Annotated in this window: 12 protein-coding genes; 5 read left to right on the top strand and 7 right to left on the bottom strand. The window is 69.5% G+C overall.

Annotated features, from left to right (window positions below; genetic code table 11):
- Window positions 1-91 precede the first annotated feature (91 nt).
- On the top strand, window positions 92-349 hold the full coding sequence (locus ACIBN2_RS16245; protein ID WP_006142322.1) for a WhiB family transcriptional regulator: 258 nt from the start codon (window positions 92-94) through the stop codon (window positions 347-349).
- A gap of 189 nt (window positions 350-538) precedes the next feature.
- Here the strand turns inward: ACIBN2_RS16245 and ACIBN2_RS16240 are convergent, their stop codons facing one another.
- From ACIBN2_RS16240 to ACIBN2_RS16230, 3 genes are all read right to left on the bottom strand, one after another.
- On the bottom strand, window positions 539-2014 hold the full coding sequence (locus tag ACIBN2_RS16240) for a sensor histidine kinase (protein ID WP_399135007.1): 1476 nt from the start codon (window positions 2012-2014) through the stop codon (window positions 539-541).
- A 390-nt stretch (window positions 2015-2404) separates the two neighbouring features.
- The gene (locus ACIBN2_RS16235) at window positions 2405-3037 is read right to left on the bottom strand and encodes a TetR/AcrR family transcriptional regulator (protein WP_399135006.1); all 633 of its coding nucleotides are present in this window, start codon (window positions 3035-3037) and stop codon (window positions 2405-2407) included.
- A gap of 35 nt (window positions 3038-3072) precedes the next feature.
- Complete coding sequence (locus ACIBN2_RS16230; RefSeq protein ID WP_399135005.1) at window positions 3073-4155, bottom strand: SIS domain-containing protein; 1083 nt, start codon at window positions 4153-4155, stop codon at window positions 3073-3075.
- Window positions 4156-4384: 229 nt separating this feature from the next.
- Here ACIBN2_RS16230 and nagB point away from each other — a divergent pair, with 229 nt between their 5' ends.
- The gene (gene nagB / locus ACIBN2_RS16225) at window positions 4385-5170 is read left to right on the top strand and encodes a glucosamine-6-phosphate deaminase (RefSeq protein ID WP_399135004.1); all 786 of its coding nucleotides are present in this window, start codon (window positions 4385-4387) and stop codon (window positions 5168-5170) included.
- Between the two features lie 114 nt (window positions 5171-5284).
- Here the strand turns inward: nagB and ACIBN2_RS16220 are convergent, their stop codons facing one another.
- From ACIBN2_RS16220 to ACIBN2_RS16205, 4 genes are all read right to left on the bottom strand, one after another.
- Complete coding sequence (locus ACIBN2_RS16220) at window positions 5285-6775, bottom strand: glycoside hydrolase family 3 protein (protein ID WP_399135003.1); 1491 nt, start codon at window positions 6773-6775, stop codon at window positions 5285-5287.
- Window positions 6776-6784: 9 nt separating this feature from the next.
- Complete coding sequence (locus ACIBN2_RS16215; protein ID WP_399135002.1) at window positions 6785-7654, bottom strand: carbohydrate ABC transporter permease; 870 nt, start codon at window positions 7652-7654, stop codon at window positions 6785-6787.
- 5 nt (window positions 7655-7659) lie between these two features.
- Entirely contained in the window at window positions 7660-8646 is a 987-nt protein-coding gene (locus ACIBN2_RS16210) for a carbohydrate ABC transporter permease (RefSeq protein WP_399135001.1), read from the bottom strand.
- A gap of 107 nt (window positions 8647-8753) precedes the next feature.
- Window positions 8754-10037 (bottom strand): extracellular solute-binding protein, encoded by a 1284-nt coding sequence (locus tag ACIBN2_RS16205; protein ID WP_399135000.1) that lies wholly within the window; start codon window positions 10035-10037, stop codon window positions 8754-8756.
- 306 nt (window positions 10038-10343) lie between these two features.
- Here ACIBN2_RS16205 and ACIBN2_RS16200 point away from each other — a divergent pair, with 306 nt between their 5' ends.
- The 3 genes from ACIBN2_RS16200 to mctP all read left to right on the top strand — a co-directional run bounded on the left by ACIBN2_RS16200 (window position 10344) and on the right by mctP (window position 13164).
- Complete coding sequence (locus ACIBN2_RS16200) at window positions 10344-11108, top strand: GntR family transcriptional regulator (protein ID WP_399134999.1); 765 nt, start codon at window positions 10344-10346, stop codon at window positions 11106-11108.
- A gap of 167 nt (window positions 11109-11275) precedes the next feature.
- Window positions 11276-11539, top strand: coding sequence for a DUF3311 domain-containing protein (locus ACIBN2_RS16195; RefSeq protein WP_399134998.1), 264 nt, complete (start codon window positions 11276-11278; stop codon window positions 11537-11539).
- Window positions 11536-13164, top strand: a complete 1629-nt coding sequence (gene mctP / locus ACIBN2_RS16190; RefSeq protein ID WP_399134997.1) for a monocarboxylate uptake permease MctP — start codon at window positions 11536-11538, stop codon at window positions 13162-13164. Before ACIBN2_RS16195 ends, mctP begins: the two co-directional genes overlap by 4 nt.
- The last annotated feature ends 47 nt before the right edge of the window (window positions 13165-13211 follow it).

Raw genomic sequence — 13211 nt, 5'->3', positions numbered from 1 at the left:
TCGGCGGTAGGCCCTTCACTTGTTGAGGGATTCGTGAAAGCGTTCACATTCACAAGCAACCCGCATGTAATACCAAGGAGAGGTAGCAGCCATGGACTGGCGTCACAACGCCGTTTGCCGCGAGGAAGACCCCGAGCTCTTCTTCCCCATCGGCAACACCGGTCCTGCGCTGCTGCAGATCGAGGAAGCCAAGGCCGTCTGCCGTCGCTGCCCCGTTATGGATCAGTGTCTGCAGTGGGCGCTCGAGTCCGGTCAGGACTCCGGCGTCTGGGGTGGTCTCAGCGAGGACGAGCGTCGCGCGATGAAGCGCCGTGCCGCCCGCAACCGGGCCCGTCAGGCTTCTGCCTGACACACCCGCCCCGCGACAGCCTGAGCTTGGCGGCGCGTACAGCGAGTACGCATCTCCCGCCCCCGAGCCGCAGCGCGCAGTACCCCCGATGCGCAGCACAAGCTGGCAACGAGCATTTCAGCCCCGGACCTCATGGTCCGGGGCTTCTTGCTGTGCACCGCCGGGGCGGGAACGTCCGTACGCGGCGGTCTACTTGTCCGCCTGCACCGGCACGTCCAGGATCACCCGGGTGCCGCGCTCCGGCGCCGGGACCATGTCGAACGTGCCGCCCAACTCCCCTTCCACCAGGGTCCGTACGATCTGCAGACCCAGGTTGCCCGAGGTGTGCGGGTCGAAGCCCTCGGGGAGACCGACGCCGTCGTCCTGGACGGTGACCAGGAGGCGGGCCTCCTTCGAGGTGCCGCCGCGGACCGCCGAGACCTCGACCGTACCGGTGTCCCCCTCGCGGAAGCCGTGTTCGAGGGCGTTCTGCAGAACCTCCGTCAGGACCATCGACAGCGGGGTGGCCACCTCGGCGTCCAGGATGCCGAAGCGTCCGCTGCGCCGGCCGGTGACCTTGCCCGGGGAGATCTCGGCGACCATCGCCAGGACGCGGTCGGCGATGTCGTCGAACTCCACGCGCTCGTCCAGGTTCTGGGAGAGCGTCTCGTGCACGATCGCGATCGATCCGACCCGGCGGACCGCTTCTTCGAGAGCCTCCCGGCCGCGGTCGGACTCGATGCGCCGGGCCTGCAGACGCAACAGCGCGGCGACCGTCTGGAGGTTGTTCTTCACCCGGTGGTGGATCTCCCGGATGGTCGCGTCCTTGGTGATCAACTCGCGCTCGCGGCGGCGCAGTTCGGTGACGTCGCGGAGCAGGACCAGCGAACCGATGCGCGTGCCCTTGGGCTTGAGCGGGATCGCGCGGAACTGGATGACCCCGTCGTGCGCCTCGATCTCGAACTCGCGCGGCGCCCAGCCGCTGGCCACCTTGGCGAGCGCCTCGTCCACCGGGCCGCGGGTCGGGGCGAGTTCGGCGGTGGTCTTGCCGAGGTGCTGTCCGACCAGGTCGGAGGCGAGGCCCATGCGGTGGTAGGCGGAGAGCCCGTTCGGGGAGGCGTACTGGACGATGCCGTCCGCGTCGAGCCGGATCAGGCCGTCACCGACGCGCGGCGCGGCGTCCATGTCCATCTGCTGGTCGGGGAACGGGAAGGAGCCGGCCGCGATCATCTGCGCCAGGTCCGAGGCGCTCTGCAGATAGGTCAGTTCGAGGCGGCTCGGGGTGCGCACCGTGAGCAGGTTGGTGTTGCGCGCGATGACGCCGAGGACGCGGCCCTCCCGTCGTACGGGGATCGACTCGACCCGGACCGGGACCTCCTCGCGCCACTCCGGATCGCCCTCGCGCACGATGCGGCCCTCGTCGAGCGCCGCGTCCAGCATGGGGCGGCGGCCGCGCGGGACGAGGTGGCCGACCATGTCGTCCTGATACGAGGTGGGGCCGGTGTTGGGGCGCATCTGGGCGACCGAGACGTACCGGGTGCCGTCGCGGGTGGGGACCCACAGGACGAGGTCGGCGAAGGAGAGGTCGGACAGCAGCTGCCACTCCGAGACCAGCAGATGGAGCCACTCGAGGTCGGAGTCGTCGAGTGCGGTGTGCTGGCGGACCAGTTCGTTCATGGAGGGCACGTGTGCGAGCGTACCTGGCGGTTTGTACGGCTCCGAAATATGCGCTCCCCCGAAGACACCCGCGGGCCGCGGCGCCTGGGAGGGACCCTCAACCCTCCCGGCACCGCAGCCCGGAGCAACATCGGCCGTGGGGTGTGCGGTCCCGGTCGGCCGAAGGATGAGGACCCGGGGCAGTCAGGGCAGAGAGCTCCGGTTCCTCCGTCCGTCCTCCTGTGCGGGGAGGACGGAAGCTCGCTTGCTTCGCACGCTGGACTCAAGTGCTTCAACGCAATTGTGGACTAGACCACTCTGTGTGTCCATGCGTTGAAGGCTGTTTGTTGTTGTCGTTCTGCGGCCGCTGCGACTACCAGGACGCCCTGGCATCCAGCACGCAGCCTAACCCTTGTGGGTTCATGTGCGCGGCCAGATGGCCATGGCAATTTCGGCGAGCGCCTCGAGTTCCGCGCGGCTCGCGCCGTCGCGTGCCTGCTGGGACATGCCCTGCATGACCGCGCCCGTGTGCCGGGCGAGTGCGGCGGCGTTCGTGCCGGCCGGCAGCTCCCCCGCGGCGATGCCCGCCCTTGTACGACTCTCGAAGGCGGCGATGTCGGCGTTGCGCCGCTCGCGCAGGGACGCCTCGACCTCGGGACTCGTGCAGTTCGTGGCGGCGTGGACGACGAGGCAGCCGCGCGGACGGCCGGGGGCCGTGTACTGGGCGGCGGCCTCGCGCAGCATCCGCTCGACGGCCGCGCGGGCGGTGGGCTCCTCGGCGAGGGCCCGGTGGGCGAAGGAGCCGTAGCGCGCGCAGTACGAGGTCACGACCTCCTCGAACAGGGCCCGCTTGTCGCCGAAGGCCGCGTACAGACTCGGTGCGCCGATGCCCATGACGCGGGTGAGGCCGGAGACCGAGGTCGCCTCGTACCCGTGCTCCCAGAAGGCCATGAGCGCCTTCTCCAGCGCGGTCCCGCGGTCGAAGGACCGGGGACGGCCGCGCGGCCTGGACGCTGCGCCGGCCTTCGTCCTGGTCTCCTCGCTGCCCACCATGGGGCGAATTGTATAGCGGGTGCTAGAGAAATGGTTCAGTGCGTCTCCGTCACCTTCGCCAGTGCGCGCGGCGCGTCCGGGTCCTGGCCCCGGGCGATGGTGATCTCGTGGGCGAGGAGTTGCAGCGGGATGATCTCCAGGATCGGCTGGACCTCCTCGGCCACGCCCTCGGTGGGCAGGACGAAGCCGGCGGAGGCCTGCTCGACCTGGCTCCGGGGGCCGACGACGAACAGGTCGGCCCCGCGCCCGCGCAGCCGGTCGAGGACGGGCTGGAGGGCCTCGCCGCCCCTGCCGTCGGTGACGACCGCGATGACCGGTGAGACGTTGTCGACCATGGCGAGCGGGCCGTGCAGGAGGTCCGCGCCCGAGTAGGAGAGGGCGGGGATGTAGCTGGTCTCCATGAGCTTGAGGGCGGCCTCCTTCGCCGTGGGGTAGCCGTAGCCGCGGGAGGTGATGACCATGCGTTCGGCGAAGCGGTAGCGGGCGGCGAGGGCGCGGACCTCGTCCTGACGGCCGAGCAGCTGCTCGGCGAGGCCCGGCAGCACCTTCGCGGCACCGCCGTCGCCGCCGCGCAGCCCTTCGACGAAGAGGTACAGGGCGAGGAGGGAGGCCGTGTAGGTCTTGGTCGCGGGGAGGGCCTTCTCCGGCCCGGCCATGATGTCGACGTGGTACTCGGAGACGCCGGCCAGCGGTGAGTCGGGGTTGTTGGTCACGGCGAGGGTGATCGCTCCGGCCTCGCGGGCGGCGCGGGTCGAGGCCACCAGGTCCGGGGAGCCGCCGGACTGGCTGACGGTGATCACCAGGACGTCGGTGAGGTCGGGGCGGGCGCCGTACGCCGTGGTGGTGGACATCGACGAGAGACCGCAGGGCAGGCCGAGGCGGATCTCCAGGAGGTACTTGGCGTAGAGGGCGGCGTTGTCGGAGGTGCCGCGGGCGGTCAGCAGGACGAAGCGGGGCTTGCGGGCGGCGATGTCCCGGGCCACCTCCCGGATTGCGGGGGCGCCCTCGTCGAGAAGGCGGCGCAGCACGGCGGGCTGCTCGGCCATCTCACGGGCCATGATCCGGCCGGGGGCGTCGTGCCGGGGGTCCGGTGCCGGGGCCGGCGTCGTGGCGGTCATGGTGGGTTCCTCCTGGATCTCGCGGCTTGCCGAGCGGGTACCACGGCGCGGCGGCACCGCGCCCCATTCCACTCCCCCGGCGCGAATGATGCCTGTCCTTCCCATGGAATGGCGATGTCCTCCTGGCCGCCCGCGGGGAAGGAGCGGCGGTTGTCCACCCCTGGGGCGAGGGGGCCGATTCTGTTAGATTGGTCTAAACCACACAGCCCTTCAGATCGGCAGGCCCAGCGTGGAAGTTGTCATCGTTCCGGACGCCAAGTCGGGCGGCGAGCTCATCGCCGAGGCCATGGCGCAGCTCCTGAGCCGCAGGCCCGACGCGCTGCTCGGAGTGGCCACGGGCTCCACCCCGCTGCCCGTCTACGAGGCGCTGGCGGCCAAGGTGAGCTCCGGTGCCGTGGACGTCTCGCGGGCGCGGATCGCCCAGCTCGACGAGTACGTGGGCCTGCCGGCCGAGCATCCTGAGTCCTACCGTTCGGTGCTCGGGCGCGAGGTGCTGGAGCCGCTCGGGATCGGGATGGACGCGTTCATGGGTCCCGACGGGACGGCCGCGGACGTGCAGGGGGCGTGCGAGGCGTACGACAAGGCGCTGGCCGGGGCCGGCGGGGTGGATCTTCAGCTGCTCGGGATCGGGACCGACGGGCACATCGGGTTCAACGAGCCGTGTTCGTCGCTGGCCTCGCGGACCCGGATCAAGACGCTGACCGAGCAGACGCGGATCGACAACGCGCGCTTCTTCGGCGGCGACATCGAGCAGGTGCCGCATCACGTCATCACGCAGGGCATCGGGACGATCCTGGAGGCCCGGCACCTGGTGCTGCTGGCGACGGGTGAGGGCAAGGCGGACGCGGTCGCCGCGACCGTGGAGGGGCCGGTGGCCGCGGTGTGCCCGGCCTCCGCGCTGCAGCTGCACCCGCATGCGACGGTCGTGGTCGACGAAGGGGCCGCGTCCAAGCTGAAGCTGGCGGACTACTTCCGGCACACGTTCGCCGACAAGCCGGCGTGGCAGGGGATCTGAGCCGCTCACGCTCGCCGCACGCGCGAAGGCGCCGGGCCCGTCGCCGGGTCCGGCGCCTTCCGTCTGCACTGCCTCCGCGCGGCCGCCCGCGGGCGAGCGGCCCAGGCGGTCGATTCAGCCGATGCCCGCGATGACCTCCGCCGCCGCCCGGCCGCAGACGCGGGCGGCGCCGTGGGTGGCGATGTGCAGGGCGCCCCGGGGAGCGGCCTGCGGGAGACCCATCTCGACCACCACGGTGTCGGGCCGGGCCGCCAGCAGGGTGTCGAGGGCGGTCGCCATCCAGGGGTGGCGGTGCTCGTCGCGGACCACGGCCACGATGCGGCGGGAGCCGGCCGCGGCCAGGGCCGCGCTCCCCGCGTCCTCGCCGGAGAAGCTGCCGGTCTCGGTGCCGGGGAGGAGGCGGAAGAGTTCCGCCGCGACGCCCCAGGGGGTCTGGTCGCCGACCGCGAAGTTGGCGGCGGGGGTGAGGGCGGCGACGTAGGGCGGCTCGGTGAGCGGGGTGAAGTGCCCGGCCGCGGTCACCTTCACGGCGCGGCGGGCCGCGCGCAGGCCCACCTCGTCGTCGGGGGTGCGGTCCGGGTCGGTCTTCGCCGCCTCCGCGGTCCAGCGGGCCAGGGACCGTACGCGTGCGGCGGCGTCCGCGAGGCGCTCCTCGGGGAGTTCGCCGGCGCGCACCGCCGAGACGAGGGCGTCGCGCAGGCGCCGTACCGTCTCCTCGTCGGAGAGGCCGCCGCCCACGCAGATCGCGTCGGCGCCGGCGGCCACGGCGAGGACGCTGCCCCGCTCGATGCCGTACGTGCTCGCGATGGCCTTCATCTCCATGCCGTCGGTGACGATGAGGCCGTCGTAGCCGAGTTCGCCGCGGAGCAGTCCGGTGAGCGCGCGGGGCGACAGCGTCGCCGGGCGGTCCGGGTCCAGGGCGGGGACGAGGATGTGCGCGCTCATCACGGCGCGGCTGCCCGCGGCGATGGCGGCGCGGAAGGGGGTCAGGTCGCGGGCGTCGAGCACCGAGGCTGCCACGTCGATCCGCGGCAGCGCGTCGTGGGAGTCGACGGCCGTGTCGCCGTGGCCCGGGAAGTGCTTGGTGCAGGCGGCGACGCCGGCGGACTGCAGGCCGGTGACGTAGGCGGCGGTGTGCCGGGCGACCAGGTCGGTGTCGGCGCCGAAGGAGCGGACACCGATCACCGGGTTCTCGGGGTTGGAGTTCACGTCGGCCGACGGGGCCCAGTTGAGGTTCACCCCGCAGGCGGCCAGGCGGCGGCCGAGCTCGGCGGCCACCTCGCGGGTGAGCTCCACGTCGTCCACCGCGCCCAGCGCGTTGTTGCCGGGGAAGGAGGAGCCGGTCCGCACCTCGAGGCGGGTCACGTCCCCGCCCTCCTCGTCGATGGCGACCAGGACGTCGTCCCGTTCGGCCCGCAACTGCGCGGTCAGGGCGGCCACTTGCTCGGGCGTGGCGATGTTGCGGCCGAACAGGCCGACCGAGGCGAGCCCCTCGCCGAGGCGGCGCAGCACCCAGTCGGGGGCGGTGGTCCCGGTGAACCCGGGCTGGAGGATGGTCAGCGCGTCCCGTGTGAGGGTGTCGGTGCCGCTGGCGAATGTCGTCATCGGGTGGCGTTATCCCTTCACTGCGCCCGCGGTCAGCCCCGCGGCCATCTTGCGCTGGACGAGGAGGAACAGCACGACGATCGGCACGGCCATCATCGTGGCTCCCGCCATCATCGGGGCGTATTCGGTGCCGTGCTTGGTGGTGAAGTTGCCGAGCCAGACGGTCGCGGTCTGGTGCTTCTGGCTGAGCAGCATGAGGGCGTAGAGGTACTCGTTCCAGGCCTGGATGAAGGCGTAGACCGAGGTGGCGACCATGCCGGGGGCGAGCAGCGGGAAGACCACGCGGATGAAGGCGCTGGTGCGGCTGCACCCGTCGACCATCGCCGCCTCCTCCAGCTCCTTGGGGATGTTGACGATGAAGCCGCGCAGCGTCCACACCGTGAAGGGGAGGATGAAGGTCAGGTACGTGATGATCAGGCCCGTGAGCTTGTCGTACTGCTCCAGGTCGTTCAGCAGCAGGAAGACCGGGATGATCATGGCGACCAGCGGGACCATCTGCACCGCCAGGATGCCGACGATGACCACCTTGCGGCCGCGGAAGGCGAACCGGGAGATGGCGAGGGCGGCCAGCACGCCGACGATCATGCCGATCACGACGACCGCGAGCGACACGATGAGGCTGCGGCCGACCGGGCCCCAGAAGTCCGCGATGTCCAGTGCCCGGCGGAAGTTGTCGAGCGTGAACCCGGTCGGGAACAGGCTCGGGTCCGGGTCGATGGCGTCCTTCGCCGGCTTGAAGGCCGTGTTGAGCATCCAGTAGAGCGGGAAGCCGGCGACCAGGAAGACGAGGAGACCGAGCAGGTTCCAGCCGAGCCGGGACGTTCCGCGACGCCGGCCGGCCGTGGTGACGGCGCTGCCGCCCGTGGTGGCGGCGCTCATGCCGGTCATTCGACCTCTCCGATCTTCAGCATCTGACGCATGTAGACGGCGACGACACCGAGCAGCAGCAGCACGGTCAGCAGGGCGATCGCCGAGCCCTGGGCGTAGTCGTTGACCACGAACGCCCGGTCGTAGGAATAGGTGTTGAGGATCTGGAACTCGGGCTCCGGGTGGCCGCCGCGCATCACGAAGACCTGCGGGAAGACGCCCATGTCCCAGATCACCGACAGGGTCGTGAGCATCACGATGATCGGCTTCAGGATGGGCAGGGTGACATAGCGGAAGACGCCCAGGGCGCCCGCGCCGTCGAGCCGCGCCGCCTCCTCCAGCTCCTTCGGGACCTGCGTGAGGCCCGCGCTGAGCGTGATGACGACGAAGGGCACGGCGCCCCACACCACGAGCAGCATGATCACGGCCAGCCCCTGGGGCCCGCTCGCGAACCAGTTGTGGCCGACCATGTCGACGCCGGGGAGCTTGCTCAGCACCGCGTTGAGGACGCCGTAGTCAGAGTCGAAGAGCCACTTGAAGACCGTCGTGGCCACGATGACCGGCATGCCCCAGCTGGCGATCAGCACGATGTTGATCATCGTCTTCACCCAGCCGGACACCTTCTGCAGCAGCAGGGCGACGAGCATGCCGAGGACCATCGTGAGGATCACGCAGCCGGCCGCGAAGACGATGGTCCGCAGGACCACGGTCCAGAACTCGCTGTCGCCCAGCACCTTGGAGAAGTTGTCGAAGCCGACCCACTCGGCGGGCTTGAAGCCCCACAGCTGGGACTGGCCGAAGTTCTGGAAGGAGAGCGTGACCAGCCGGAAGAGCGGATACGCCATCACCAGGGCGAGGACCAGCAGGCAGGGCGCGAGCAGCAGCCACGGCGTGGCCGCGCCGCCCGAGGTCCGGGCTCTGCGTGGGTTCTTCGCGACCGGCGGTGGTGGCGCCTGCCGCGGCGGCGGCACCTTGGCGGGGGTGGTCGTGTCTGCGGCACTCATGGCGCGCTCCTCAGCGGTCCCTCAGGTCGTACGAAAGCGGAGCCCGTATGTCGTACGGGAAGCAGGGCCCCCGGCCGTCGAGGCCGTACGGGGCCCTGCTGCGAAGGTCACTTGGTGTTGATGACCTTGTCGATCGCGGTGTCCGCCTCCTTCGCGGCGGCCTCGACCGACTTCTTGCCGGTGCCGATGTTCTGCAGCATCGTCTGCAGGACCTGGGCCTTCTCGACCTGACCCCAGCCGGGGGCCATCGGGACGAACCAGTTGGACTCGGCGGCGGTGGCCGGGACCACGGTGGCCGGGTCGTTCTTCAGGGACGCGAGGTCCGTCTTGTTGTTGGGCAGGTTGCCCTTGGCCATCAGGGCCTTCTGGCCGGAGGGACCGGTGAAGGCGTTGATCCACTCGGCGGCGACGGCCTGCGCCTTGGACTTCACCGGGACGGCGAGGTCCGAACCGCCCAGGAAGACGGGCATGTTCTTGCCGGACGGACCCGGCATCACGAAGTTCTCGAGGTTGTTCTTGAGCTTGCCGGTCTTGTCGTTCTTCGGGTCGGCGGAGGTCGCGCCCTCCCAGGCCGCGCCGAAGATCATGCCGGACTTGCCCTGGCCGTAGACGATGTAACGGTCCGACTCGTCCTTGGTCTTGTCGCCGTGCATGTACTTGTCGACGACGTTCTTGAACTCGGTGAGGCCCTTGATGGACTCCGGCGAGGACAGGTTGGCCTTCCACTGGCCGCCGTCCTCCTTGGCGATGGAGCCGCCGGCGTCGTAGACGAAGGACATGGCCGCGTACCAGTCACGGGTGGGCTGGTACCAGGCGGAGAACTTGTCGCCCTCCTTCTTCTGCACCTTGTCCAGGGCGGCGGTGAGCTCGGCGTACGTCTTCGGCGGGGTCTTCACGCCGGCCGAGGCGAAGACGTCCTTGCGCCAGTTGCCGACACGGCCGCCCGCGTAGTACGGGACACCGTAGGTCTTGCCGTCGTACGTCACGGAGGCCTTGAGGCCGTCCAGCCAGGCGGAGGAGTTGGTGAACTTCGCCGGGTCGACGGGCGCGAAGGCGCCCTTGACCATGTAGCCCAGCATCTCGGTGTTGCCCATCTCGACCACGTCGGGGGCCTTGTCGGTGGCGAGGACCGCGTCGAGCTTGGTGTTCTTGTCCGGCCAGCCGTAGTACTCGTGGTTGATCTTGATGCCGGGGTGCTTCTTCTTCACCGCGGCGTCGGCGGACTTCACCAGGTCCGGCCAGTTGTTCTGGGCGTCCACGGTGAGCCAGACGGTCAGCTCCTTGGCGTCCGCGCCGCTGCTGGAAGAGCCTTTGTCGTCGTTGCCACCGCACGCCGCGATGGAGACCATCATGCCCGCGATACCGATCGCGGCTATGAGCTTGCGCTTCACGCCACCCTCCTCAGGGATGCCCACACCTCCCGCCCCCCAGGCCGGGACCTGAACCAATGGTGTAGACCAGTAGGGGGAGCTTGGACCAGACCAGAAGACCTGTCAAGGGTGCTTGAAACGCCTCTGACCAGCCGTTATGCGACCTACATATGCAAGAACCTTTAAGTAAGAAGGCAGCGAAAACACCGATGCCGGAGTACTCTCTTCCGCTAGACCATTTGACCTGTGGACTAGACCAAAAGAGACGGCGCCGGTATACAGAAGGGATCACGAAGTGACCCGCATCCGGAGCCGGGAAGGCAGAGCATGAGCACCGAGGTCAGCAGTGCGGAGAACGAGGGTGGAGCGAGTGTCCGTACCGCGCGCGTGCCCAAGTACTACCGCCTGAAGAAGCACCTGCTCGAGATGACGGAGACGCAGTCGCCCGGCACCCCGGTGCCGCCCGAGCGCACCCTGGCCGCCGAGTTCGACACCTCCCGCACCACGGTGCGCCAGGCCCTCCAGGAGCTGGTGGTCGAGGGCCGGCTGGAGCGGATCCAGGGCAAGGGCACCTTCGTGGCCAAGCCCAAGGTCTCGCAGGCGCTGCAACTCACCTCGTACACCGAGGACATGCGCGCCCAGGGCCTGGAGCCGACCTCCCAGCTGCTGGACATCGGCTACATCACGGCCGACGACCGCCTCGCCGAGCTCCTCGACATCACGGCGGGCGGCCGGGTGCTGCGCATCGAGCGCCTGCGCATGGCCAACGCCGAGCCGATGGCGATCGAGACGACCCACCTCAGCGCCAAGCGCTTCCCCGCCCTGCGCCGGTCACTGGTCAAGTACACCTCTCTCTACACCGCCCTCGCCGAGGTCTACGACGTCCATCTCGCCGAGGCCGAGGAGACCATCGAGACCTCGCTGGCCACCCCGCGCGAGGCCGGCCTGCTCGGCACCGACGTGGGGCTGCCGATGCTGATGCTCTCCCGCCACTCGCTGGACCGGAACGGGCAGCCGGTGGAGTGGGTGCGCTCGGTGTACCGCGGCGACCGCTACAAGTTCGTCGCACGCCTCAAGCGCCCCCAGGACTAGGGCCTGTCCGCTCGCAGTACCGGGAACTGTCCACCCGCGACCGGGCCTTCACTGAATCGATATACCGATATGCGGACGGGGTCTTCCGCTTCCGGGACACGGTGACCTAGATTGCCTGCGCATTACACAGGTGATCACAGGTGAACGCGAGGGGACGGAGCCGCACGATGTCCGAAGTGCCCGAAGTAAGACCGCCGGTGGTGACCCCGATGCGTGTGGTCATCGCCATCTGCCTGATCGCACCGTTCGTCGCGATGCTCTGGGTCGGCTCGTACTCCAAGTCCGATCCGGAGTTCATCGGCATCCCGTTCTTCTACTGGTACCAGATGCTCTGGGTGCTGATCTCCACCGCGCTGACGATGACGGCGTATCAGCTGTGGCAGCGTGACCAGCGCGCCCGTGCCTCGCAGAAGGGCGGTGCGTCGGAATGAAGGACGGCGTGAACGGCGTCGCGCTCGGCGTCTTCATCTTCTTCTTCGTGGCCGTGACGGCCATGGGCTTCCTGGCGGCACGCTGGCGCAAGGCCGAGAACGAGCACTCCCTCGACGAATGGGGCCTGGGCGGCCGGTCGTTCGGCACCTGGGTCACCTGGTTCCTGCTCGGCGGTGACCTCTACACGGCGTACACGTTCGTCGCCGTACCCGCGGCGATCTACGCGGCGGGCGCGGCCGGCTTCTTCGCGGTGCCGTACACCATCCTGGTCTACCCGCTGATCTTCACGTTCCTGCCCCGCCTGTGGTCGGTCTCCCACCGGCACGGGTACGTGACGACCTCGGACTTCGTGCGCGGCCGCTTCGGCTCGAAGGGCCTGTCGCTGGCCGTCGCGGTCACCGGCATCCTCGCGACCATGCCGTACATCGCGCTCCAACTGGTCGGCATCCAGGCCGTACTGGACGTGATGGGAGTCGGCGGCGGCGACAACACGAACTGGTTCGTGAAGGACCTGCCGCTGCTGATCGCGTTCGGTGTCCTCGCGGCGTACACCTACTCCTCGGGTCTGCGGGCCCCCGCCCTGATCGCGTTCGTGAAGGACGCGCTGATCTACATCGTCATCGCGGTGGCGATCATCTACATCCCGATCAAGCTCGGCGGCTTCGACGACATCTTCGCGAAGGCGGGCGCGGCGTTCGCGCAGACCAACCCGGCGACCGGCAAGCCGCGCGGTGCGCTCGTGCCGCCGGAGGCGGGTCAATGGACGTACGCCACGCTGGCGTTGGGCTCCGCGCTGGCGCTCTTCATGTACCCGCACTCGATCACCGCGACGCTGTCCTCGCGCAGCCGTGAGGTGATCCGACGCAACACCACGATCCTGCCGCTGTACTCCCTGATGCTGGGTCTGCTGGCGCTGCTGGGCTTCATGGCGATCGCGGCCGGCGTCAAGGTCACCAACGGGCAGCTGGCGATCCCGCAGCTGTTCGAGAACATGTTCCCCGACTGGTTCGCGGGTGTGGCCTTCGCGGCCATCGGCATCGGCGCGCTGGTGCCGGCGGCGATCATGTCGATCGCGGCCGCGAACCTCTTCACCCGCAACATCTACCGGGACTTCATCAAACCGGACGCCACACCGAAGCAGGAGGCCCAGGTCTCCAAGATCGTGTCGCTGCTGGTGAAGGTCGGCGCGCTGGTCTTCGTCCTCACCATGGACAAGACGGTCGCCATCAACTTCCAGCTCCTGGGCGGCATCTGGATCCTGCAGACCTTCCCGTCCCTGGTCGGCGGCCTGTTCACCCGCTGGTTCCACCGCTGGGCGCTGCTCGGCGGCTGGGCGGTCGGCATGATCTACGGCACCGTCGCCGCGTACGGTGTCGCCTCGCCGACCCAGAAGCACTTCGGCGGCTCGGCGAAGGAGATCCCCGGGATCGGCGAGATCGGCTACATCGGCCTGACCGCGTTCGTCATGAACGTGGTGGTGACGGTGGTCCTGACCTTCGTCCTCAAGGCCGTGAAGGCCCCGGAGGGCATCGACGAGACCGCGGCGGACGACTACACCGTGGACGCCGGCGCCCCGGGCGTGCAGGTGGAACTGCCGCCCGCGACGGCGGCGGAGTCGCGCTAGCAGGTGCGCTGTTCAACGGGCCGCCGGGGAAACCCGGCGGCCCGTTG

It is taken from the genome of Streptomyces sp. NPDC050534 (genome assembly GCF_044457745.1).
GTDB lineage: Bacteria > Actinomycetota > Actinomycetes > Streptomycetales > Streptomycetaceae > Streptomyces.
Note: the sequence above shows the minus strand (reverse complement) of the source record. Positions and strands in the feature narration are given on the sequence as shown.